At 44.6% G+C, this 23,575-nt stretch carries 20 protein-coding genes and 1 tRNA gene; 10 read left to right on the top strand and 11 right to left on the bottom strand.

Features of this window, described 5'->3' with window-relative positions; all coding sequences use genetic code 11:
* Positions 1–58: 58 nt before the first annotated feature.
* Positions 59–134: transfer RNA gene (locus RBI_RS12555), tRNA-Thr, on the bottom strand.
* 410 nt (positions 135–544) lie between these two features.
* On the opposite strand from RBI_RS12555, the gene RBI_RS12550 reads away from it, so the two are divergent.
* The 5 genes from RBI_RS12550 to RBI_RS12530 all read left to right on the top strand — a co-directional run bounded on the left by RBI_RS12550 (position 545) and on the right by RBI_RS12530 (position 6,682).
* Positions 545–1,477: an IS481 family transposase gene (locus tag RBI_RS12550; RefSeq protein ID WP_038671142.1), complete on the top strand. Its 933-nt coding sequence runs from the start codon at positions 545–547 to the stop codon at positions 1,475–1,477.
* Between the two features lie 689 nt (positions 1,478–2,166).
* Entirely contained in the window at positions 2,167–3,177 is a 1,011-nt protein-coding gene (locus tag RBI_RS12545; protein WP_022287525.1) for a LacI family DNA-binding transcriptional regulator, read from the top strand.
* Between the two features lie 78 nt (positions 3,178–3,255).
* On the top strand, positions 3,256–4,770 hold the full coding sequence (locus RBI_RS12540; protein ID WP_041337431.1) for a hypothetical protein: 1,515 nt from the start codon (positions 3,256–3,258) through the stop codon (positions 4,768–4,770).
* A 94-nt stretch (positions 4,771–4,864) separates the two neighbouring features.
* Positions 4,865–5,794: a carbohydrate ABC transporter permease gene (locus tag RBI_RS12535; protein WP_041337430.1), complete on the top strand. Its 930-nt coding sequence runs from the start codon at positions 4,865–4,867 to the stop codon at positions 5,792–5,794.
* Positions 5,795–5,800: 6 nt separating this feature from the next.
* Positions 5,801–6,682 (top strand): carbohydrate ABC transporter permease, encoded by an 882-nt coding sequence (locus RBI_RS12530; protein ID WP_022287528.1) that lies wholly within the window; start codon positions 5,801–5,803, stop codon positions 6,680–6,682.
* A gap of 73 nt (positions 6,683–6,755) precedes the next feature.
* Here the strand turns inward: RBI_RS12530 and RBI_RS12525 are convergent, their stop codons facing one another.
* From RBI_RS12525 to RBI_RS12485, 9 genes are all read right to left on the bottom strand, one after another.
* Positions 6,756–7,664, bottom strand: a complete 909-nt coding sequence (locus RBI_RS12525; RefSeq protein ID WP_041337429.1) for a hypothetical protein — start codon at positions 7,662–7,664, stop codon at positions 6,756–6,758.
* Complete coding sequence (locus RBI_RS12520) at positions 7,664–8,008, bottom strand: hypothetical protein (protein ID WP_041337428.1); 345 nt, start codon at positions 8,006–8,008, stop codon at positions 7,664–7,666. Before RBI_RS12520 ends, RBI_RS12525 begins: the two co-directional genes overlap by 1 nt.
* A complete protein-coding gene (locus tag RBI_RS12515) occupies positions 8,001–8,423 on the bottom strand; it encodes a hypothetical protein (protein ID WP_022287531.1) in 423 nt (140 codons plus the stop codon). The genes RBI_RS12520 and RBI_RS12515 overlap by 8 nt, the downstream gene beginning before the upstream one ends.
* Before the next feature lie 15 nt (positions 8,424–8,438).
* Complete coding sequence (locus RBI_RS12510; RefSeq protein ID WP_041337427.1) at positions 8,439–8,819, bottom strand: hypothetical protein; 381 nt, start codon at positions 8,817–8,819, stop codon at positions 8,439–8,441.
* A gap of 62 nt (positions 8,820–8,881) precedes the next feature.
* Positions 8,882–9,856, bottom strand: a complete 975-nt coding sequence (locus tag RBI_RS12505) for a phage major capsid protein (protein ID WP_041337426.1) — start codon at positions 9,854–9,856, stop codon at positions 8,882–8,884.
* A 230-nt stretch (positions 9,857–10,086) separates the two neighbouring features.
* A complete protein-coding gene (locus tag RBI_RS12500; protein WP_041337424.1) occupies positions 10,087–10,923 on the bottom strand; it encodes a hypothetical protein in 837 nt (278 codons plus the stop codon).
* The gene (locus RBI_RS12495) at positions 10,920–12,086 is read right to left on the bottom strand and encodes a phage portal protein (protein WP_041337423.1); all 1,167 of its coding nucleotides are present in this window, start codon (positions 12,084–12,086) and stop codon (positions 10,920–10,922) included. The genes RBI_RS12500 and RBI_RS12495 overlap by 4 nt, the downstream gene beginning before the upstream one ends.
* Before the next feature lie 33 nt (positions 12,087–12,119).
* Positions 12,120–13,364 carry a PBSX family phage terminase large subunit gene (locus tag RBI_RS12490; protein ID WP_041337422.1) on the bottom strand — a complete coding sequence of 415 codons (1,245 nt, stop codon included), beginning with the start codon at positions 13,362–13,364 and terminating at the stop codon, positions 12,120–12,122.
* The gene (locus RBI_RS12485) at positions 13,361–13,825 is read right to left on the bottom strand and encodes a terminase small subunit (RefSeq protein ID WP_051706931.1); all 465 of its coding nucleotides are present in this window, start codon (positions 13,823–13,825) and stop codon (positions 13,361–13,363) included. Before RBI_RS12485 ends, RBI_RS12490 begins: the two co-directional genes overlap by 4 nt.
* A gap of 424 nt (positions 13,826–14,249) precedes the next feature.
* Here RBI_RS12485 and RBI_RS12480 point away from each other — a divergent pair, with 424 nt between their 5' ends.
* Positions 14,250–15,782 carry a 4Fe-4S dicluster domain-containing protein gene (locus tag RBI_RS12480; RefSeq protein ID WP_041337749.1) on the top strand — a complete coding sequence of 511 codons (1,533 nt, stop codon included), beginning with the start codon at positions 14,250–14,252 and terminating at the stop codon, positions 15,780–15,782.
* A gap of 398 nt (positions 15,783–16,180) precedes the next feature.
* Here RBI_RS12480 and RBI_RS12475 read toward each other — a convergent pair whose 3' ends face one another.
* A complete protein-coding gene (locus RBI_RS12475; protein WP_038671142.1) occupies positions 16,181–17,113 on the bottom strand; it encodes an IS481 family transposase in 933 nt (310 codons plus the stop codon).
* Positions 17,114–17,344: 231 nt separating this feature from the next.
* Here RBI_RS12475 and RBI_RS12470 point away from each other — a divergent pair, with 231 nt between their 5' ends.
* The 4 genes from RBI_RS12470 to RBI_RS12455 all read left to right on the top strand — a co-directional run bounded on the left by RBI_RS12470 (position 17,345) and on the right by RBI_RS12455 (position 23,337).
* Positions 17,345–18,445: a lipid II:glycine glycyltransferase FemX gene (locus RBI_RS12470; protein WP_041337421.1), complete on the top strand. Its 1,101-nt coding sequence runs from the start codon at positions 17,345–17,347 to the stop codon at positions 18,443–18,445.
* Positions 18,446–18,539: 94 nt separating this feature from the next.
* Positions 18,540–19,433: a hypothetical protein gene (locus RBI_RS12465; protein WP_148303620.1), complete on the top strand. Its 894-nt coding sequence runs from the start codon at positions 18,540–18,542 to the stop codon at positions 19,431–19,433.
* A gap of 15 nt (positions 19,434–19,448) precedes the next feature.
* Positions 19,449–20,354, top strand: coding sequence for a DUF368 domain-containing protein (locus tag RBI_RS12460; RefSeq protein WP_353733709.1), 906 nt, complete (start codon positions 19,449–19,451; stop codon positions 20,352–20,354).
* A 571-nt stretch (positions 20,355–20,925) separates the two neighbouring features.
* On the top strand, positions 20,926–23,337 hold the full coding sequence (locus RBI_RS12455) for a glycogen/starch/alpha-glucan phosphorylase (protein WP_022287542.1): 2,412 nt from the start codon (positions 20,926–20,928) through the stop codon (positions 23,335–23,337).
* Positions 23,338–23,575 lie beyond the last annotated feature (238 nt).

Genomic DNA, 23,575 nt, shown 5'->3' with positions numbered 1-23,575 from the left:
GATCAGGCATAAAAACAAGAAAGTCCGAGCACTTTCCAGTGTTCGGACTATTACAATATGGAGCTGGAAACGTGACTTGAACACGCGACCTGCTCATTACGAATGAGCTGCTCTACCAACTGAGCTATTCCAGCATATATTAAATTTTTCTGTTAGCTTATTTGATCCGCCGCCGTGTCGCTTTATCAACAACCCACGACCTGCTCATATACGGTCAGAAATATAGTCGCCTTGCTCGGCTGTCGCTGTCGCAATTCTCCTTATTTCTTCCCTTCGCAAGCTCCCTTCATCTGCCTCTGGCAGCGGTCGCTTGCTCAGCAAATGAGCTGCTCTACCAACTGAGCCATATCAGCACATCAGACCTAAGTATTATACACCAAAACCACACATTTGTCAACATCAATTCAAGATTTTTTTCAAAGCTTTGTGTAGTGCTACAATAGATATTGGACAAAATTAAGAAAAAAGAAAAGAGAGATAGGCAAAAATCTGATAAAATAAAGTTACCACACCAAATTCAAATCAGAAAGGAAGCCTATCTCTCATGAATAGTATAACACAAGATATGAAGTTTCGTCAATCCTTAATGAATTACGCAAAGAAATATGGAGTGAGCCGAGCAAGCAGAAAATACAATAAATCACGTTCATATATATATTTCTGGCTGAAACGCTGGGACGGAAGTGTGGAGTCCCTTGCAGTTAAATCACGCCGACCGCATCATCATCCCAACGAGCATACCAAGGAAGAAATAGATCTTATCAAAAGGTATCACAAACGAAACCCAACGCTTGAGCTTCCCGAACTATGGCATCGTCTCAGAAAACAAGGGTATACACGCTGTCTTGAAAGTCTTTACAGGGTTATGAAAAAACTAGGAATGCTTCCGAAAAAGCCGAAGAAAGCGACGTATAAACCAAAGCCATACGAGCAGATGACATACCCCGGAGAGCGTATTCAGGTGGACGTAAAGGTAGTTCCGAGAAAGTGTATAGCTGACCCAGAGATGAAGCTGTACCAATACACGGCGATCGATGAGTATACCAGGATAAGATTTTTATACGGATATGAGGAGCAAAGCACCTATTCTTCAGCAGACTTTGTAAAAAGGCTGGTGAAATGGTACAAACGCAGAGGAATAACGGTGAAATGTATTCAGACCGACAATGGATTTGAATTTACTAACCGCTTTTCGCCAAGCAAAAGAGACAAGAAAACGCTGTTTGAGAATACGCTCTCACAACTTGGCATTGAACACAAACTCATTCGTCCATATACGCCCAGGCACAATGGCAAAGTAGAGCGCAGTCACCGAGAAGATCACAACAAATTCTATTCGTGCCATAGGTTTTATTCCTGCGACGACTTAAACGTGCAGCTAGCTGCACGTTTAAGTCGAACAAACAACCGTCCTATGCGTCCCCTCAAATGGTTTTCGCCTATCGAATTTCTTAATAATAGTGTCCAATATGATTGACAAACCTACAAATTCAAGATTTTTTTCAAAGCTTTGCAAAATCCCTATCAAATAGTCATATCATATGTAGTTTGTGAGTATAATGTATGAAATAAATACGTTTTCTTTCCACATCGTTATTTTGCACAATAAAAAAATGCTGAAATATGCTTAAACGTTTCAAAATATCTTCGCAAACACCGAATATTCCAACTTTTCCGATCAAATGACTATCATATTTTCATATCAAGACAATATTTTAACAATATCATATGTCACAACACATTTTTCAACAATTATTATCCGAAAACGTTTAATGAATAAAGTTCTTTAATGGTTTTTGTAATTTCACATAACATAATTGTATACAAAAGAAATGTTTATATACATTTTACACATACCACACAGCCTGGTTTCATATACCCCTCAGAAAACGCAGTGCATTTTCGCAGCTTTTTGATTAGCCTGTCAGTTCCTTTGTAACAAATCGATTACAATTGTCCAAATAGCATTGTTAAAATGCACAAAAGTAAAGTTGAAAAATTGGCTAAACCTCCATAATTTATTACAGAGGGCATAAAAATGTGAAAAAAGACTTGAAATTATGCCGAGAATATTGTATATTTTTATTAACGGAAACGTTTGAAATAAGTTTTCACGGAAAACATCAAGCGTAAACGTTTAAAATCTACGGAAAGGCGGAAATATCATTGGTTTCCTTAAAAGACATTTCCGTTCGTTGCGGAGTATCCGTCGCAACCGTAAGCAAAGCCCTCAACGGCCATAAGGACGTAAGCGAGGCAACAAGAGAAAGACTTATGAAAGCCGCCAAAGAAATGGGTTACTTCCCAAATTCTCAGGCAAGAGCTTTAAAGACCAACAGGACCTATAATCTCGGGGTCATGTATCTCGATGAAGCAGGAAGCGGTCTTACCCATGAGTTTTTCGCAAAGGTGCTTGACAGCTTTAAGACTACGGCTGAAGCAGCAGGATATGATATAACCTTTATAAATAGAGATGTGGGCAAGCAGAAAATGTCTACATACGAACATTGCAAATACCGCAATGTTGACGGTGTTATCATTGCCTGTACGGATTTTACGTCGCAGGACGTGTACGAGGTGATAAACGGAGATATACCAGTGGTCACGATCGACCACATCTTCGATTGCAGAACAGCGATCATGTCCAATAATGAAAAAGGTATGGAAGAGCTTATCAACTATGTGACGAAGATGGGGCATAGGAAGATCGCTTTTATCCAGGGCAACAGATCGGCAGTAGCCGAAAGACGTCTGGCAGGCTTCTATAAAGCTTGTATGACAAGAGGAATTTCAGTTGATCCCGATTGGATACTTAACGGTGATTATCACAACCCTGATCTGACTTATAAGCTGACAAAAGAACTTCTTAGCAGAGAGAACAAACCGACCTGCGTTTTCATGCCCGATGATTATTCAGCAATGGGAGCTTTCAATGCAGTCAAGGAAATGGGTCTTTCAGTACCGGAGGATATCTCGATAGTGGGCTACGACGGAATAGCTTATTCACAGCTTCTCTCTCCAAAGCTTACGACTTATCTTCAGGACACAGACCTTATCGGTGTAACAGCCGCAAAACAGCTGGTATCACTGATAGAAAACCCACAGACCACCTTTAAAGAGGTGATAACAGTCGACGGAAAGCTGCTGGAAGGCGGCTCGGTAAGCGACATAAACTAATTCAAGGCATTAATTTTCCGCAGAAATGCTGCGGAGCAAATCAAATAAACTAATGCGATTTTAAGGAGGAAAATTATTATGGCAAATCTTAAGAAAGTACTTGCAGGTTCATTGAGCCTCTGTCTGGCAGCTTCAATGTTCACAGCTTGCGGCAGCACAGATTCATCTTCAACATCTGACAAGAATGGCGGCAGCACATCAAAGGCTGGCGACGGCACAGGTATCAACAAGGACGCAGACAGAGTAAACACAGCTGAACTCCACGGTGTAGACTCATCAGAGGATTCAAAGAAGACTCTTACAATTTACTGCTGGAACACAGAGTTCAAGTCAAGACTTGATAAGTACTATCCACAGGGCACATCAAACGAGCTTACATACAACGAGCTTGCTGATGGTTCTAAGGAGATCGCAACAATCAACGGCGTTAAGCTGAACTGGGTACAGGTTGAAAACGAAGGTAACGCTTACCAGACAAAGCTGGACGAGGCTCTTAAGGGTCAGCAGGACAGCACAGAGAAGGTAGATATGTTCCTTATGGAAGCTGACTACGCTCTGAAGTATGCTAACGGCGACGTTGCACTTTCTATTCAGGACCTCGGCATCACAGACGACGATATGTCACAGATGTATCAGTACACAAAGGACGTTGCAACAGATACAAAGACAGGCGAGTTGAAGGGTGTATCATGGCAGGCAACTCCAGGTCTGTTCCTCTACAACACAAAGATCGCTGAGGACGTTCTCGGCACAAGCGATCCAGAGAAGGTTCAGGAAGCTGTTAAGGATTGGGATACATTCACAGCAACAGCTCAGAAGATGGCTGACAAGGGCTACAAGATGGTATCTGGTTTCGATGATACATACAGATGCTTCTCAAACAATATGTCAAGCCCATGGGTAACAGACAACAAGATCACAGTTGACCCACAGATCAAGGCTTGGGCTGACCAGACTAAGGAATACACAGACAAGGGCTACAACAACAAGACTTCCCTTTGGGACGATGCTTGGGCTGCTGGCCAGAAGATCGACGGTGGCGTATTCGGCTACTTCTTCTCAACATGGGGCATTCCTTTCACACTTCTTCCAAACACAGTTGACGAAGAGATCAAGGCTGATGGTTCAAACGCTAAGGAAGGCAACGGCGGTTATGGTCTCTGGAAGGCTTGCTCAGGCCCACAGGCTTACTACTGGGGCGGTACATGGATCTGCGGCGCTATCGACTCCGATAACCAGGATATCGTTGCTGATATCATGAAGGTTATGACTTGCAACAAGGACGTAGCTAAGGCTATCACTGAGGGCGAGCAGGACTACACAAACAACAAGGCTGCTATCAAGGAGCTTATCGACGGCGGTTATACAAACGCATTCCTCGGCGGACAGGATCACCTTGCACTTCTTACAGAGGCTGCTGACAAGATCTCCCTCGAGAACAAGCTTTCTGCTTATGACCAGGGCTGCAACGAGAAATTCCAGGGTGCTATGAAGGACTACTTCCTTGGCACAGTTGATTCATATGAGGCTGCTCTTGAGAACTTCAAGAAGAACATCACAGACCTCTATGGTAACCTTACTTGCGATTTCTAATCGTATAAAAAAACAGTATCTAATTAAATATAGGGGGTGGAGGATATCCCCCCCTATTATTTATTAATCTCACGAAAGGAATAGGTATACTTATATGAAGAGAAAAAGCATAAGCTATGCCAAGTGGGGATATATTTTCCTTATCCCATTCTTTGTAGTTTACATCATCTTCTCACTATATCCTCTGTTCCAGACTTTCTATTACAGCTTTACGGACTATGTTAAGGATCAGGGCTCTATCGGCGGTGGTTGGACAAGACAGGCTGTCGAAGTAACACCGACATTCTGCGGTTTCGATAACTATTCAACTATATTCACATCAGGAAGTGACCTTCTCCAGTCTTTCTGGAATACGATCATCATGTGGATCGTAGGATTTATCCCACAGATCGTTATCTCTCTTATCCTTGCAGTATGGTTCACTGACCTTCGTCTTAAGATAAAGGCTCAGGGATTCTTCAAGGCTGTTATCTATCTTCCAAACGTAATCATGGCATCTGCTTTTGCATTTCTGTTCTACAGCTTGTTCAGCAGAGGCGGCGCTATCTATGATCTTATCAAGGTACCACTCCTTGAAAGCGTTTGGGGATCAAGAGGTGTAGTTGGACTCATCAACTTCATACTTTGGTATGGTAATACAACAATTCTTCTTATGGCTGCTATCATGGGTGTTGATACATCACTCTATGAGTCAGCACAGATCGACGGTGCAACTTCCAGCCAGACATTCTGGAAGATCACAATTCCGCTCATCAAGCCTATCATGTCATATGTTCTTGTAACATCACTCATCGGTGGACTTCAGATGTACGACGTACCTGCCCTCCTCACAAAGGATATGGGTAGCCCTAACGGAAAGCTTAAGACCGTCGTAATGATAATCCAGGCAAATAAGCAGGGCGACATCGGTAAGGCGTCTGCACTCTGCGTAATAATCTTTATCGTTTCCGCTATTATCGGACTTGCACTTATGTTTGCGTCTGCTGACCATGACGGAAAGAAGAAAAAGAAGAAAAGGGGGTAAGCTGAAATGCCAAGAAGTACTGAAATAGTTGGTGAAAAGACAAATAGTACTGGTCTTATCATACATAGGATAATAGCTTATGTTGTCCTTGTTCTTTTGGTCGTTGTTTCACTTTTCCCATTCTATCTTTTGATAATCAACGCAACACGAGGCAGATCACAGGCAGGTATCAGATGGTATCCTGACCACTTCCTCGCAACAAACTTCAAGAACCTTTTCAGCGGTTCAACAGCCGTAGCATACGGAAGCGTATGGCGTTCACTGGCTAACTCACTGTTCATATCAGCTTGTGCTTCATTGCTCAGCGTATACTTCTCAGCACTGACAGCATATGCAACACACGTTTACCAGTTCAAGCTGAGAAAGTTCGCAGATATGTTCATTCTCATCGTAATGATGGTTCCAACACAGGCTTCAGCTATCGGTTTCTACCAGTTCATGAACAAGCTTGGCTGGACAGATACTTATATTCCGCTGATCATTCCTGCTGTCGCAGCACCAGCTACATACTACTTCATGAAGCAGTATATGGCGTCTGCACTTCCGCTTGAGATCGTAGAAGCCGCCCGTATCGACGGCTGCGGAGAGTTCAAGACCTTCAACAAGATCGTTACTCCTATCCTCAAGCCTGCATTCGCAGTTCAGATCATCTTTACATTCGTAACAAACTGGAACAACTACTTTATGCCAAGACTTATTCTTACATCAAAGAGTAAGTACACAATCCCTCTGGTACTCAACGCAATGCGTTATGCAGGACCACAGGAGAAGGACGTGGGAATGTTCAGCTTGTACATCGTACTTGCTATCCTCCCTGTAGTAATTGTTTACCTTTGTCTTTCAAAGTTCATCATTCGTGGTGTTGCTCTGGGAAGCGTAAAGGGTTAATACGAAGCTTCAAACAGCGTACAGTTTTTCTGTACGCTGTTTTTTTGCTCTATTCATTCCTTACTTCTCTTTCCTATTCACATAAAAGCTTCGTTTGCATACCTTTGCTATTGACCGTTATCTCCATTCTGCTCACTCTTTTTCCATTTACGCCATATCCATTACAAATTATTTTATCCGTGATATCCTCACCGCAATACCCCTCATAAGTGATATGCTCCACCAAATACTCCCTCTCTGCAAACTCTATCCTATCTTTAAGCCCGACAACTACATTATTGAGCCACTGCTTATCAAGACCATAATACTTCTCCCTCGTGATACCATGTGGTATAGTTTTACCGCTTGAAAAGCTATATCCATACTCCCCGTCCACGTTTTTCATATATATCTTCGACAGCAACGATCTCGTATCAAGCTGTTTTCCGTATTCAATAATACGCTGGGTACCGATATTCACCGAAAGGATACTCAGCGACACATTGACCTGCCTGTCCCCTCTGATATATGCACGCCTGCCGTAAGCCTTGACCGCATATACGCCGATAGCCTCCCACAGTGTAGACTTCTCTTTGATGTTCACATAGTTCACAGTGTCAGTTCCACTCTCGTAGGTTATCTCGCTTGAGGGGCTGTAGCTCTTCATAATATTTGTCAAACTCACCTTAGACCATACCCCAGGTTCAGGCTCGTTCTGCCCCAGCATAAGTGTTATCCCACGGCTTATAAGTTCAAGAACAGTTTTTCCGCCTCTCACCCTTGTTCTGATGTAATCCGCAGGACCGTAGTGCATACGCTTGCTGCCTATATAAAGTGCCACACGCCTGATATTGTTAAGATTTATGCTGTTATTCAGAAGGACAGACGCTCTAAGTTCACTGTATGGCGTATAGCGGTCTTTCACAAGCCTTGCTGAAACAATGTTTCTATAGTCCAAATTGCCACTGCCAATAAGTTCAAACCTGATGTATATCTTCGCCATTATTCCGCCCCCCTAAGCTTTATCATAAGGCTTCCGATCATCCTGTCAGGCTGAAAATCCATTTCTATCTCTGAGAGTATGTATCCGCTGTATAAGACCCCGTCTGCCGTGAAATTGATCGCCTTTCCTCCGTTCTCGCTTAGAGCAGCCCAAGCGTAAGCCTTGTCCGACGGAGCGATCCTGCCGCTGAACTGAAATATCTCCGCTGCCTTGCCTGAGATATTTCGCAAAATACCATTCACAGCCTTTGTTTCCTCCTGAATGTAACCTCCGCTTCGCTTAACTCCGTCCATGTAAAATGACCGTGTGCCGATGTCAAGCTTTATCTTACCCTTCTTACTCACTTATATCCTCCTCACTGCAAATGCCGATACTAAGCTCTGCCTGCCTTTCGAGCCTGTGAAGGGGCAATGTCTGAACTGCGCCTCCAAGCTTTGCGCTCTTTACATTCAGAACCTCGCTTTTTGCAAGCTCCGCCATAACGCTTTCACACTTTTCCTGAAGTTCCTCCATGTCATCGTATTTTCCTGCCTTGCCCATGAGCCGCAGGTCGATATGACATATATACTCAGTGTAAAGCTTTTTGCCGCCCTGCCCAATGACTTCATCGACCACATCATAGCCTTTAAGTCCATAGAAGCCAATTGCTTCCCCACTGTGCAATAAACTGTCAGCCGAAGTGTATTCACCCATTGCAGTAAAGCCTGCTCCGTCAAGTATCTTTTTTATCTCTGCCGCCATTTCTGTCCAAACTGTCATGGCTCGTCCTCCTTCCTAATATGCAATAACGGCATTGAATACAAAGCCGTCCTTTGAGAAAAATCTTTCCGCCCTTGAAACTGCACTGTCACGAAGCTCTCTTGCCGCCTTTATCCTGTTCTCCTCGTCAAAAGCCTCCACCGCCTTGCCCTGTGCCGTAAACATGATCTTGTATTCAGCCGCTTTCAGACAAATAAATCTGTAAAATACCTCCGCTGCCGCCGCAAATTCGCATATAGCCGTCCCGCCCTCAGCGACCATTCGCTCCTGGTCAACAGCCTTTTCCATTTCGTCAGCACACACCGTTATAAGCCCTGCATACACCTCAGCCGACGTGCTGTCAAGTCCGCTTAGCTCCATGAAATTGCTCTTTACATTGTCTTTGCTTATTGCCATTTTCCTGCTCCTTTCAAAAAATATACCCGCCCACCGTCCCTTTTTTTCATTGTCCTCTCAGCTTACTTTGTAGTTTTCAGCGTCCTTACAGCACCGCTCGTAAGTACAGAGAAACCTGCAAGCACTGAGCAAACGATCTCGTTGCACTGATTAGTAATAAGCTTATCGTAGTCCACGATAACATCTCCTCCAAGCACCATTTCAACAGCACTGCTCTGGTCGATGCCCACCGCAATACCGCCTGTGAGCTGAGGGCATTTTACAAGCGTTACACCATATGGCGTCTGAACTGTGCCGCCTGCCATATAGTCGCCAATGCAGTATTTCATCTCGTCCATAGCAAGGATCTTAGCCATAACATCAGGAGTACAGATCATGGTCGTCATGTTAAACTCGCCCATGGAAGCCCAAAAAGCCGCCAGATCAGCGTAAGTAAGCTCACTGCCAATAAGAGTCTGAGCTGTAATACCTCTTGTTATCTCAGTCATAGCAAAGCTGTTCACATCTCTGCTTATGGTCGCTCCAAGGTTTCTCAGCACCACGCCGAAAGCTTCAAGCTTCTGCTTCCTTACAGACTCAAAAGAACAGTTAAGACGTCTTGCAAACTTTGTAAGAGTCTTACTGGCGGTGCTAAGTCTGACAGTTGTCATAGGCACATTTCCACCCTCTGCCACAACGTCAGTTGAACCTGACTTTGTAACGTTCAGACCTCTGAAATCCACTCCGTCAGTGTATGAAACAGCCGCCGCTACCTTGCCCATGATAGAAGCCTCGTCCATGCCCTGCTTGACAGTGCGTCTTATGTACTCAGGGAAAAGCACTGCCGACTCAGTGGAAATGAAAAATTTCTCCACCCTGTCAGAATTTGCACCCTTTACCTTGATGTCAAAACGCTTGAGCTGTCTTTCAAAAGCGTCAAGACCTTTAAGCTCGGTGTTCTCATAGTTTGCGTCAGGATCAAGCTCAGCCAGCGCCTGTGTGAATGTCTTGCCTGTGATAGAATAAAGTCCCTTTTCAAGTTTGATATTGTTGTACATATTATTTTCTCCTTTTCGATAATTAAAGTTGTCCGATTTTTTGTACTTGTTTTTTGTGTATCGCATTGTAAACTCAGCCTGCATAAAACCTTTTCAGATAACGGGCGAACACTGTTCGCCCCTACGAATGTTTACGCATTTTCGTCTGTTTGCAGGTGAGCAATATAGTCCCATTAGGCATTTAAGCCCAATATCTCCACATCGTCATCGCCCCCTTTCACATCTGTCCATTACATCTTGTAATCACCCGTGATAAAGCTCTCCCTTTCGGCTTTGTAGACCTCCTCATTCTCAGCCGCCTGCTTTTCAAGCCTGCCACGGAAGTCAATAAGCTCCGTAACTGTCATAAGCTCCGCAAGTTCTTTCACACGCTTTGCACTCATAAAAGGCTTGCAGAAATAGCTGAGCCTTAAAACGTCCTTCTCAAAAGCTTCCCTCGCAAGGGCAAGCTCATAGCTCTTGTCGGTGCTTTCCTGCTTCTCCCTTAAGGCAAAACGCTTCGTTACCCCTGCGTTCACCTGTGCAGGCACTGCCACGAACGACCACTCGTAAGCGTCAAGCGGCTCGTCAAGAATGTGATAACACAGCTTACCGCCGTATTCACCGCCCTTTTCATGGTCACAGCCGCCCTTGTACATATCCGCTCCGCATACAGAGCAAAGCTTCTTTCCCATGGTGCAGCTAACGGATACCTCTTTCTTTATTCCGCCCTGGATCTCGCTTATAAGGTCGCCGTTAGAAGCAGTACGCACCATGTAAGCCTTTGCCATAAGCCTGCGGTAGACCTCTCCGTCTGTTGTAGTTTTCTCAGGCAGAGTTTCCACCCAAGTGTCGAATATTCTGGCAGTCTGCTTTGAGCTTTTAGGGTCATGGTCGAAAATACCCGTTCTGCCCTTAAAAAGCTCCGCAAGCTTCTCCAAAGCGCCTGATGAAAACTTTTCACCATCTCTGTCAATGTCATTGTCACAAAGCGCCACCCTGAAAACAAAGACCTTGTCCTCCGTGAGCGGCTCTCTCGCATAGCCGTTTATCTTTTCAAGCTCCTCGCCTGATACTGTTTCGCTCATTGCATTTCCTCCTTTTTTCTCTCGTTCTCTACCCTTTCGTTTTCAAGCTCCGCCGCCTTAGCCTGCGCATTGTAAAGTCTTGACTTCGCCAACGCTTCCTCGTCCTGAAGATTTATGTTGTCCCACTCTATCTCCACCCCACAAGCATATCCGTTAAGCCTTAAAAACGCCTCGCATATCTCTCTGAGTATAGGTTCAAGCAGTCTGCGGTAATATTCAAGCTCGCTTGTGAGGATATCCGATTGCTGTGCAGACATTCGCTCAGTGGTTGACCAGTTCAGCCCAAGCAAAAACGGTGGTATTGAAAGCTTCGCTACAAGCTGTTCCATAAGCTGTCTGACAGGTATCTCCGTGTCTATCATCTGATTGTCAGCGCCTATGACCTTTATGTCCACATCACCCACAGCCACAAAATCCTGCACCGAGCCGTTTCGTGAGGCTCTCATGCCCCTGCTCCATTCCTGAGCTATCTGCTCTGCACGTTCCTTGGCTCTCGCCCTGTCGCTCTCCCCCTCAGGGTGATAAGTCACCGCATAGCGCACATTTCCTACCCTGTCGAAGTTCTGCCCCATGCACTCGTAAATTCGCATAAGTATCTCGCTCAGCGCAGGCAATCCACGGAGTATGGACACTCCGTCAGGGTGCTTAGGACTAGGATTGAGCGCCGTGTAAAGCAGTTTTTCAGGACTTCTTACCGGTATCTCCTCACCGCTTCCCATGTAAAAAATACGTTTTTCAAAAGCGTTCCTGCCCTCACGCACTCTGTACAAAGTCGGGTCGCCAACATATATCCCCTTTACCTTGCCTGTCCTGTAATCTGCATATATCCTGCCTATCGCCTTGCCATATGTAAGCAGTGAATCCAGATACATATCCGCAAAAGTGTAAATGGACTTTCCCGACACCCCCACGGAAACCTCTCTGCAAAACCCGTCAAGCTCCACCTGCGCCCTCTCGTCACAAGCCGTAACCTTAAAGCCCCCTGTGAGCCTTATTATCTTGCCGAAGCAAGCGTCGATAACAGGAACATTCGCCCTGAGTGCGTCATAAAGCTCCTGCTGAAAAACCCCCTCAGGCGCAAGACTGTAATGAAACCCCGACTCTCTGTCAGAGCCTGCCGTGTTCGGCACAAATTCACGGACCTTCTTTCTGAAAATACTCATTTTCTCTCCTTTCTTTCTGTACGTTTTTTTGCACTAATGCTCAACTGTCAGTACAAAAAAGTCGTCCTTTTCACGTCCCAGACATTCTGCCGCAAAATACCTCATATCGTCCATGGCGTGATCGTTCTCTTTCACAGGTGCGTCCTTTCCTGCCTTTTCGTCCCAGCGGTAAAGATTTATCTCACGAAGCGTATCACGACACCTGCGGTTTATCCTTATCCTGCCGTCCTTTATGCAGTCCGACACAAGCCTGATACCCGAAACAACGTCGTTCTTTGCAGGCTGGACAGTGAATTTTCCATGCCTGCGTATGCACTGTATGAACGAAGCCGCCGAGGGGTCGCAAATGACCTTTTCGATGCAAAGCCCGTCGGCAAGCTCTTCAAGCCCCTTGTAATGCTCCTCGTCAGTTTTCTGCATACCTTCACGTCGAGAATCATAGTAATACTCCCTGAGCCTGTACCATACTCCACCACTCTCGCCCCAAAGCCCGAAGCTTGAAGGATTTACAGTGCCGTAATCACAGCTTATAACATACCGCTCGCACTGTATATCCCCTTCAAAGACGTTTTTCTCCTCGTCGAACATAGGGTAAACAAGCCCCTCTGCCGCCGTCCATTTGCCAAGTACAAAACGCTCGTAAAACGTCCCCGTATATATCCTGTGATAGCGTTCTATCACTGCCCTGTCAAGGGTCGGATTGTCCTCCAAAACAAAATGTCTGTAGATAAGCCGTTTTTCCTCCGCCTTGTCTATCCACTCTTTCTTGAACCAGTGGTAAGGATTGTCAGGATTGCAGTTAAACCACAGCTTGCTCCCCGCCACCGAACACCTTGCCACAGCCTGCTCTATAAAGCTTCTGGGCATAAGTGCCGCCTCGTCAAGAAGCACCCCCGCAAGGGTCACGCCCTGGATAAGAGAGGGCGAGCCTTCGTCCCTGCCGCCAAAGTAGTAAAACCTGTTTTTCCTGCCGCAAAAGCTCACGTCCATATAGTTCTTTGACGCGACCTCCACAGCCGTCATGCCCATGGCTTTCATATATCCCCTGAGCGCAGGCAGGATATTTCTTTTCAGCGACACGATAGTTTTTGAGCATAGCCCAAAAATGCACTCGTCAAAATTAGTCATTGCCCATGTCATAAAAGACGCCGACAAACAAAAGGTCTTGCCCGATCTGACCGCACCGTCACAGATTATCCCGTCGTAATCACTAAGATCCCGTGCCGTCCACCATCTGAAAACAAACCTCTGATTTTCCGACAGCCTTGTTATTTTCACAAGCTATCACCGTCCCTGCCGTAAATGCTCTCGATAAGTCGCTTCGACTCACCGCCGCCGTCAAGCTGAGGCGCAAGCTCCCCAAGCTTTTCCAAGGCTTTCTGCCTGTCAAAAAACTTGATCTCCAAAACGTTCTTTCCGCTGATCTTTATCTCACTCACATTGAAAAGATCCATGCCCATGATGTCCCTTGCCGTCATGTTATCAGCGTCAAAAACAAGCTTTACAGCGTCATTCACCGCCCCGAAAGCTATCCTGTTCAGCCCTCGCTTCACATAAGAAAGGGTGTCGCTGTCAGCCTCCTCCAGCTTTTTAAGCTCCGCCTCCGTTTCTGCCGAGTGCAGAAGCTCAAGCCCCCTGTCCTCAGCCTCCTCCGCCCTTGCACCGGTGTGCAAAGCCGCTTCACGAAGATTTCTCAGATAAAAGAAAAATCTCGCAAATCTTTTCTGTTCGCCTGCCATATCGTTCCTCCTTTTTTAATTTCTGCGAAAGATGTACCACCGTATCTTAACGGCTCTCAAAAAACATCTCTCACTTATCCCGAAAAATGCCCCTTTTGTTGCATAAAAAATGCAACAATTGCAGAAATGTTGTCAAATTAAATCATTTATCATTTGTTTGCATAAATCGTCCTGCCCAAAACTGTGAAAAAGCCACATACTTTCATGAACAGAAAAACTTTTGGTAAAAAGAAATACTTTTATTTTTTAGGACGTTTCGTACCACTTACTGCACATTATTTCAGACAAATATGTAAGTCATGCGAAACTTTCAATATACCTTATGAAAAAAAGTATATATTACTTGACAAAAGCCGAAAAAATAGTACAATAGTAAGTGTATGACACAAATTTGAAGAACAACGCAGGAGGTAAAAATATGAAAATGAGAGGTATCTATTCCTCAGTAACAGATATCAGACGAAAAGTCTTTACAGAGGTGGCAAGACTTGCCTATGAAGAGGGCGATTATGCCGAAAAGATCGCAGAGCTTCCTTATAAGATAGTACCGGGAAGCAAAGCTGTTTACCGTGAGTCTATCTTCCTTGAAAGAGCTATCGTTGAAGAAAGGCTCCGTCTTGCTATCGGTCTGCCCCTAAGACCGATCGAGGAGCATAAATCTGTGGCTGACGGCATTGAAGAAAGTGCGATCGCAGAAAAGTATTACGATCCACCGCTTGTAAACATAATCAAGTTTGCCTGCAACGGCTGTCCTGAAACTCATTATCATGTTACCGACTGCTGTCAGGGCTGTCTTGCACACCCATGTCAGGAAGTCTGTCCAAAGGGTGCCATAACCATCAAGCATGGCAAGTCAGTAATAGATCAGTCTAAGTGTATAAAGTGCGGCAGATGTCAGAGTGTCTGTCCATACAATGCAATAAACAAAATGGAAAGACCATGCGCAAGAGCCTGCGGCATGGACGCTATCGGCTCAGACGAAGAGGGCAAGGCAAAAATAGATTATGACAAGTGCGTATCCTGCGGAATGTGTCTTGTAAACTGTCCATTCGGCGCTATCGTAGACAAGGGACAGATATTCCAGCTTATAACAGCAATGAAGAAAAAGAAGAAGGTCATTGCTATTGTAGCACCTGCATTTGTAGGTCAGTTTGGACCAAAGGCTAGCCCTGAAAAGCTCACAGCGGCAATGAAGAAGCTTGGCTTTGCAGACGTGGTCGAGGTAGCAATAGGTGCAGACCTTTGCTCTATCGAGGAAGCAAAGGACTTCATGAGAGAAGTTCCTGAACATCAGCCATTTATGGCGACATCATGCTGTCCTGCATGGTCAGTAATGGCGAAGAAGCTTTTCCCTACCCTTGCCCCATACATTTCAATGGCTTTGACCCCAATGGTACTTACAGCGAGAATGCTCAAAAAGGACGATCCTGACGCTTGTATCGCATTTATCGGACCATGTGCGGCAAAGAAGCTTGAAGCTTCAAGACGTACTATCCGCAGCGACGTAGACTTTGTGCTTACCTTTGAAGAACTCATGGGAATGTTCAATGCCAAGGGCGTAACATTTGAAGACATTACAGATGAAGAAAAGGTAGATCTTTGCGAGGGTACAGGTGACGGACGTGGCTTTGCAGTAAGCGGCGGCGTAGCAAAGGCAGTAGCAGACGTTATCCACAAGCTTGACCCAGAGCGTGAGGTCAAGGTAGTATCAGCGCAGGGACTTAAAGACTGCCGCAAGCTTCTCACACTTGCGAAAGCAGGCAAATATGACGGCTATCTTCTCGAGGGTATGGCTTGTCCTGGCGGCTGTGTAGCAGGTGCAGGAACGCTTCAGGCGGTAGAAAAGAGCACAGCGCTTGTAAACAAATATGTAAAGGACGCACCTTTGCAGAACTCTCTCGACTCCAAATATGAGATCAATCTTGATCTTATCACCGAGCCGCATGATGACAAATAAGAAATAGAATTGAAACGGACAGCGTTATACTGTCCGTTTTTTTGTACCGTCACTCGCCGTGGCGGGCATTTTACGCCTTACATTGTGGTATAAAAAACACTTTTACACCGCATTCCCACAATGTTACTCTGCACAAATTTATAGTAATTCAAACCTCGCCACTTCGAATGGGACGTCGAGGGCGCCGTCCCCTACATCATGTTCGCCACGTTATATCACCGCACAATCACTTCGCTCGATGCTTTATTTTACTTTATGCTTGCAATTTACTTTGGTCTGCTTTGCCAATTCCTCACTTCTCACTCCTCACTCCTCACTCCTAATTCCTCATTCCTCACTCCTAATTCCTCATTCCTCATTCCTCACTCCTCACTCCTCACTTAAACTCTGTAGGTTTGTCAATCATATTGGACACTATTATTAAGAAATTCGATAGGCGAAAACCATTTGAGGGGACGCATAGGACGGTTGTTTGTTCGACTTAAACGTGCAGCTAGCTGCACGTTTAAGTCGTCGCAGGAATAAAACCTATGGCACGAATAGAATTTGTTGTGATCTTCTCGGTGACTGCGCTCTACTTTGCCATTGTGCCTGGGCGTATATGGACGAATGAGTTTGTGTTCAATGCCAAGTTGTGAGAGCGTATTCTCAAACAGCGTTTTCTTGTCTCTTTTGCTTGGCGAAAAGCGGTTAGTAAATTCAAATCCATTGTCGGTCTGAATACATTTCACCGTTATTCCTCTGCGTTTGTACCATTTCACCAGCCTTTTTACAAAGTCTGCTGAAGAATAGGTGCTTTGCTCCTCATATCCGTATAAAAATCTTATCCTGGTATACTCATCGATCGCCGTGTATTGGTACAGCTTCATCTCTGGGTCAGCTATACACTTTCTCGGAACTACCTTTACGTCCACCTGAATACGCTCTCCGGGGTATGTCATCTGCTCGTATGGCTTTGGTTTATACGTCGCTTTCTTCGGCTTTTTCGGAAGCATTCCTAGTTTTTTCATAACCCTGTAAAGACTTTCAAGACAGCGTGTATACCCTTGTTTTCTGAGACGATGCCATAGTTCGGGAAGCTCAAGTGTCGGGTTCCGTTTGTGATACCTTTTGATAAGATCTATTTCTTCCTTGGTATGCTCATTGGGATGATGATGCGGTCGGCGTGATTTAACTGCAAGGGACTCCACACTTCCGTCCCAGCGTTTCAGCCAGAAATATATATATGAACGTGATTTATTGTATTTTCTGCTTGCTCGGCTCACTCCATATTTCTTTGCGTAATTCATTAAGGATTGACGAAACTTCATATCTTGTGTTATACTATTCATGAGAGATAGGCTTCCTTTCTGATTTGAATTTGGTGTGGTAACTTTATTTTATCAGATTTTTGCCTATCTCTCTTTTCTTTTTTCTTAATTTTGTCCAATATCTATTGTAGCACTACACTCACTCCTCACTCCTCACTTAAACTCCCCCTTGATTTTTCCCGTAATATGTAGTATAATAAATGAAATAGTGCATAATAACAGAAAAATTCTTACAGAGAGGATCTTTATAAAATGGAAATAATCAATAAGTCCGATGAAAAACTCCTTGCAGAATATGAACAGTTCGCAAGCACCAGCAAATACGGCAATTTCATGCAATCCCTCAAATGGCCGAAAGTAAAGGACAACTGGGGCTGGGACGCTGTTATCTCCCGTGACGCTGACGGCAATATCCGTGGAACTTGCCTTATCATAATCAAAAAAGTGCCTATTTTCGGTGTTACTTTTATGTATGCCCCTCATGGCCCTGTTTGCGACTGGTCTGATAAAGAGGTCATGACCGACCTTTTTGAAGGCGTAAAGGTGCTTGCAAAGAAATACAAATGCTACCAGTTTATGTGGGACCCTTGTTTCGAGGAGGGCGACGACAAGTGTACAAAGCTTATCGAGGACATGGGCTTCAAGCACATACACAAGGCGGCTGAGCTGACCACTATTCAGGCTCGTAATAACTATATGCTCAGAAATATCGAGGGCAAGACCCCTGACGAGGTCATGGCGACTTTCAAGCCTGACTGGAGAAACCGTATCAGAAAAGCCCCTAGAAAGGGCGTTTACTGCAAGGCTTGCGGCACTGAGGCTCTTGACGATTTCTACCCTCTCATGCAGGCAACAGGTATCAGAGATGGCTTCTCTATCCGTTCAAAGGAGTATTTTGTAAAAATGCTCAATGGTCTTGGTCCTGAACACTGCCGACTTTTCATGTGCTATGTTGACGAGGACGGCAAGCAGATACCGTTGTCAGGTGCAGTAACAACACAGTATGCAGGCAAGACCTGCTATGTTTATGGTGCTTCCGCAAACCACCACAGAAACCTCTACCCTAACTATCTCATGCAGTGGACGATGATAAACTGGGCTTTGGAGGGCAAAAACTATATCTATGATTTTCAGGGCATACCATTCTACAATGATGAAACAAACCCTAACTACGGCGTATACAAGTTCAAAAAGGGCTTTAACGGCGAGGTCGTTACCTATGAGGGCGAATTTTTCTACATTTTCAAGCCTTTCATGAAGAAAGTCGTAGACTTCTGCGAAAAGATAGTTATGGATAGACACGAACGCAAAAGACAGAAGCTTCTCAAAAACAGAAATAAGGATATGCAGTAGACGGCAATAGATTAAATTTAAAAACTTTTGAACAGTTTATACATTTTTACCCATTCTTTACACAGACAACATTTGATTTTTACTTATATGTGATATGATTTACAAAGAGGTGAGCAAGGTGCATAAAGGCGTTATAAGGACCTTGTGGCTCATTGCCGCATTGAGCCTGGTGCTGAGTTATGCTGTGATGTGCATTGCATGGCTTTCAAAGGGCTGTCGCTATGGAGCGCAGTTTTGCATAAACGTTTTTATGAGAGCGCTTCCTCTTTGTCTTATATTCCTGTGCATCGTCGAGCTTGCAGGGCTTTTCATATGGGTCTTCAAAATAAAAAAGCTCGAAAGGCTCTACGCTAAAAAGGGCGGCTGTGACGAATATTTTGAGCTTCTTGAAAAATATCTTCTCAGGCAGAACAAAGATAAGGGCCACGGGCTTTTGAAGCTTGCCGCTGTTTACATTTCAGAAAAACGCTTTGAAAACTGTTTTCTCACACTTGACCGTATAGCTTTTGATAAGCTTACCCCCTCAGATCAGAACAAGTATTTTGAACTGCTTCTTTACGGCAGGCTCATGTCAGGAGATATTTCTCAGGCAAACGAGATATTTGTTTCGGCAGAGCATTACTTCAAGCGTGGTCTTCTCGATAAACGCAATGGGCAAATGCTTTTCACACTTGGTCTGCTGGAATATTTCAACGAACGCTTTGAAGCGGCGGTGAAGTTTTTTGACAGCGCAGAGAAAAGCCGTGACGCTGACAAGACGCTTCGGTGCAACTGTGAGCTTTACAAGGGCGAGTGTTTTCTCGCTCAGGGTGATGTGAGATCGGCAAAGGCTTCGGCTGAAAAAAGTGCGGCGCTCGTTAGTGACGATAAGCAGGAAGCACAGCTTGGAAAGCTGATGACACAGGTAGAAAAAGCTTACATCAGAACAAAAGAAAAGTCTGCTGATACGAAAGCAGACAACACCACGGAAGGAGGATATGCCTTTTAAGGCATAGAAACAAGTATGATAATAAACGCACTCAGAGGCTTTTGCATGGCTCTTGCGGACAGCGTTCCGGGAGTTTCAGGAGGAACTATAGCATTCCTGCTGGGTTTTTATGACAGCTTCATAAATTCCCTTAACGACATTATGGGACGTGACAATGCAAAGCGTAAAAAAGCATTTTTCTTTCTTATAAAGCTTGGCATTGGCTGGGTGATCGGTATGCTTCTTGCAGTAAGCGTTCTTGCCAACGTGTTTGAAAGCGGAATCTACAAGGTAAGCTCGCTGTTTCTGGGCTTTATCATTCTGGCGATACCGGTCATGATAATGGAAGAAAAAGAGAGCATTAAGGGCAAATATTACAACATCGTATGGGCTGTTATCGGCATTGCTATCGTTGTGGGCATTTCCCTTATAAATCCCTCCGGCAGCGGAGCTGACGTTTCTCACATGAATATAGGCACAGTGATATTCGTTGTTCTTGCAGGAATGTGCGCAATATCTGCAATGGTGCTTCCCGGCATTTCAGGCTCCACCATACTTCTCACATTCGGTCTTTATATGCCTGTTATCACGGGAATAAAAGAGTTCCTTCATCTGAATTTCGAGTATTTCGGACTTCTCTGCTCTTTGGGTATCGGCATTATCCTCGGCGTTTTCGTTACTCTCAGGCTTATCAAAAAGGCTCTTGAAAAGTTCAGAAGCCAGACTATCTACTGCGTTATCGGCATGATGATAGGCTCACTGTACGCCATTGTTATAGGTCCTACAACGCTTAAAGAGCCTAAAGACCCTATGACCTTCAGTACATTCAGCATCGTATTTTTTATCATCGGTGCGGCGATCGTGTTCGGTATTCAGGTAGCAAAGAGCGTGTATGACAAGAAACAGCTTGCAAAGGCTGAAGAAAAGATAGAAGAAGAATAGATATTATATCAAAACGAACGAATATATAAAAAGGCTCAATTTCTGCATCATAGAAATTGAGCCTTTTGCTACAAATAACGTAAGTACACTTTTTTCTGAACACATATCGTATGGACTATATGCCCACCTAGCAAATTCATATTCTTGTGATTATATAAAAACTACCGCCCCTACTGCCCCCTTTTGCTGTTCATTCTTCCAAAATCAGCATTTTATACAATTGAACGCCTTGACAATTATGCAACTATACCATATAATAAAATTAGACAAATGCAATATCCTGTATTATATTCCAAACATAATATGACAACTATTGCAGAAATAGCATATCAGCGTCTATGATTTCTACAAATCATATGCCTGCCCTATGTAAAAAGTGTTTAAATTTTAGGGGCGTTTGGCATTTTTTCTTGCAAAAATTGTCGGCTTGTGGTATAATTATCAGGAGCAGGGGCGTGCTATTCCCCCAACGGCTGAAAACTATCCTTATTTCTCAAACGTTTTCGCCAATACAGTAATAAAGGTGCAGAGCGCAAAGCTCGACTTGAAAGTATATAGGAGGTAAAGATTTATGGCAAATAGTGCTGTAGAAAAAACAATTTCCACGCAGGAACTTAAAGAAAAGCTTCTTGACGTTCTTCACAACGATTTCCAGACAACACCTGAGGACGCTTCCGATCAGCAGGTATACGAGGCTCTTTCTAAGATCGTTGTAGGCATTCTTAAAGCTAAGAGAAGAAAGTTCACCGTTAAAACTCAGTCTGAGGGCAAGAAGAAGGTCTACTATCTTTCAATGGAATTTCTTATGGGAAGAAGCCTTAAGACTTCTCTTTATAACCTTGAAATGCAGAAGCAGGCTACAAAGGTCCTTAAGGATATGGGCATTTCTATAAACGGCATATACGAGTGCGAGCCTGACGCAGGTCTTGGCAACGGCGGTCTTGGAAGACTTGCTGCCTGCTATCTTGACGCTCTTGCTGCCGACGGCTATCATGCTACAGGCTATTCTATCTGCTATGAATACGGTATCTTCAAGCAGAAGCTGGAGGACGGCTGGCAGACCGAGCTTCCTGACAACTGGCTCCCGGGCGGCTCTGTATGGCTCGTTCCTGTTCCGTCAAAGGCTGTCGAGGTTCGTTTTGACGGCGAGCTTAAGGAATACTGGGACAATCAGTATCACTGCGTAACTCACGAGAACTACACATCAGTTATGGCTGTTCCATACGATCTGTTCGTATCAGGCTACAACAGCGAGGCAGTTTCAAAGCTCAGACTTTGGAAAGCTGAAATGGCTGACTTTGATATGTCAATGTTCAATCAGGGCGACTATCAGAAGGCTCTTAGCAAGAACATCATTTCACAGGCTATCACAAAGGTGCTTTATCCTAACGACAACCACGCAGAGGGCAAGTCACTCAGACTTAGACAGCAGTATTTCCTTTGCGCTGCTTCTATCGGCGATATCGTAAACCAGCACATGAGCGTTTACGGCACACTTGACAATCTCCATGAAAAGGTAGCTATCCACATCAACGATACTCACCCGACACTTGCTATCCCAGAGCTTATGAGAGTTCTTCTTGATGATTGCGGATATTCATGGGACAAGGCTTGGCACATCGTTACGAACACATTTGCATACACAAACCACACTGTAATGCCAGAGGCTTTGGAGAAGTGGGACTGCAACCTCCTCAAGAGCGTTTGCCCTAGAATCTTCTCTATCATTATCGAGATAAACGAGCGTTACTGCAAGGATCTTTGGGAGAGATACAAGGATCAGGCTAAGGTTTCACATATGTCTATCGTTGAGGACAACAAGGTGAAAATGGCTACACTTTGCGTACACGCTTGCCACAGTGTAAACGGCGTTGCAAAGATACACTCCGAGATAATCAAGAAGGAAACATTCAAGGACGAGTATCTTGACACACCAACAAAGTTCAAGAACGTTACAAACGGTATCGCATACAGAAGATGGCTCTATCAGTCTAACGAGGGTCTGACAGATCTTCTTTGCGAGAAGATAGGCGACGGCTTCCTCAAGAATGCCGCTGAGCTTTCTAAGCTTGCTGTATTCAAGGACGACAAGGACGTTCTTGACAGACTTGCAAAGATCAAGCTTGACAACAAGAAGAGTTTTGCAAAGTATGTAAAGAATCAGTACGGCGTTGTTCTCAACACTGACTCTATCTTTGACGTTCAGGTAAAAAGACTTCACGAATACAAGAGACAGCAGCTCAACGCTTTGAACATCATTGCACAGTACAATTACCTCAAGGCTAATCCAAACGCTGATTTTGTACCAAAGACATATATCTTTGCTGCAAAGGCTGCTCCTGGCTACTACATGGCAAAGCAGATCATCAAGCTTATCTGGAACATTTCTCAGGAGCTGAAAAAGGACAAGAAGCTCAACGAGAAGCTCAACGTTATCTTCCTTGAGGACTACAACGTATCACTTTCTGAGATACTCATGCCAGCGGCAAACATCTCTGAGCAGATCTCACTTGCAGGTACAGAGGCTTCAGGTACAGGTAACATGAAGCTTATGATAAACGGTGCTATCACACTGGGTACTCTTGACGGTGCAAACGTTGAGATACACGAGCAGGTAGGCGACGACAACATCATCATCTTCGGTATGAACGTTGACGAGGTAAACGCTTGCAAGTCAGGCTACAAGCCTATGGACATCTACAACTCCAACGCAGTTGTTAAGCAGGCTATCGACACACTTCAGTACGGCATCAACGGACAGCAGTTCAACGAGATCGCTGACAGCCTGAAGAACTCTGACCCATACATGGCTCTCAAGGACTTCGATTCTTACCAGAAGGCACAGGCTTACGCTTCTGAGTGCTACAAGGATCAGACAAAGTGGCAGAAGATGAGCCTTGCAAACATTGCAGGCGCAGGCATTTTCTCCGCAGACCGTTCTGTTGAGGACTACGCTAGAGATATCTGGGGTCTTTCAAAGTAATTTATTAATACAAAAAAATCATCGGACAGTTGCTTGGTGCGACTGTCCGATTTTTTGTACATATACGCAATTCATGAAACGATAAGTTTGTAAGACCAAAAGACGAGCGAAAGGAACGGGACGCCGAGAGCGTCGTCCCCTACATGGTTCGAGCGATGTTTATACAATGTGAAAATCAACATAAATAGTGACGTGGGAGAAAAGCGGGCTGTCGAGGGCGCCAGCCCCTACATTTTTT

Origin of the sequence: Ruminococcus bicirculans (ex Wegman et al. 2014) (genome assembly GCF_000723465.1) — a bacterium.
GTDB classification, from domain to species: domain Bacteria; phylum Bacillota; class Clostridia; order Oscillospirales; family Ruminococcaceae; genus Hominimerdicola; species Hominimerdicola aceti.
This window is presented reverse-complemented; position numbering and strand designations above follow the sequence as displayed.

Excerpts from the sequence above, each read along its gene's own strand:
- RBI_RS12550 (WP_038671142.1), top strand. The coding sequence starts at position 545 with ATGAATAGTATAACACAAGATATGAAGTTTCGTCAATCCTTAATGAAT.
- RBI_RS12540 (WP_041337431.1), top strand. The coding sequence starts at position 3,256 with ATGGCAAATCTTAAGAAAGTACTTGCAGGTTCATTGAGCCTCTGTCTG.
- RBI_RS12535 (WP_041337430.1), top strand. The coding sequence starts at position 4,865 with ATGAAGAGAAAAAGCATAAGCTATGCCAAGTGGGGATATATTTTCCTT.
- RBI_RS12530 (WP_022287528.1), top strand. The coding sequence starts at position 5,801 with ATGCCAAGAAGTACTGAAATAGTTGGTGAAAAGACAAATAGTACTGGT.
- RBI_RS12525 (WP_041337429.1), bottom strand. The coding sequence starts at position 7,664 with ATGGCGAAGATATACATCAGGTTTGAACTTATTGGCAGTGGCAATTTG.
- RBI_RS12515 (WP_022287531.1), bottom strand. The coding sequence starts at position 8,423 with ATGACAGTTTGGACAGAAATGGCGGCAGAGATAAAAAAGATACTTGAC.
- RBI_RS12510 (WP_041337427.1), bottom strand. The coding sequence starts at position 8,819 with ATGGCAATAAGCAAAGACAATGTAAAGAGCAATTTCATGGAGCTAAGC.
- RBI_RS12505 (WP_041337426.1), bottom strand. The coding sequence starts at position 9,856 with ATGTACAACAATATCAAACTTGAAAAGGGACTTTATTCTATCACAGGC.
- RBI_RS12500 (WP_041337424.1), bottom strand. The coding sequence starts at position 10,923 with ATGAGCGAAACAGTATCAGGCGAGGAGCTTGAAAAGATAAACGGCTAT.
- RBI_RS12495 (WP_041337423.1), bottom strand. The coding sequence starts at position 12,086 with ATGAGTATTTTCAGAAAGAAGGTCCGTGAATTTGTGCCGAACACGGCA.
- RBI_RS12485 (WP_051706931.1), bottom strand. The coding sequence starts at position 13,825 with ATGGCAGGCGAACAGAAAAGATTTGCGAGATTTTTCTTTTATCTGAGA.
- RBI_RS12480 (WP_041337749.1), top strand. The coding sequence starts at position 14,250 with ATGAGAGGTATCTATTCCTCAGTAACAGATATCAGACGAAAAGTCTTT.
- RBI_RS12475 (WP_038671142.1), bottom strand. The coding sequence starts at position 17,113 with ATGAATAGTATAACACAAGATATGAAGTTTCGTCAATCCTTAATGAAT.
- RBI_RS12470 (WP_041337421.1), top strand. The coding sequence starts at position 17,345 with ATGGAAATAATCAATAAGTCCGATGAAAAACTCCTTGCAGAATATGAA.
- RBI_RS12465 (WP_148303620.1), top strand. The coding sequence starts at position 18,540 with ATGATTTACAAAGAGGTGAGCAAGGTGCATAAAGGCGTTATAAGGACC.
- RBI_RS12460 (WP_353733709.1), top strand. The coding sequence starts at position 19,449 with ATGATAATAAACGCACTCAGAGGCTTTTGCATGGCTCTTGCGGACAGC.
- RBI_RS12455 (WP_022287542.1), top strand. The coding sequence starts at position 20,926 with ATGGCAAATAGTGCTGTAGAAAAAACAATTTCCACGCAGGAACTTAAA.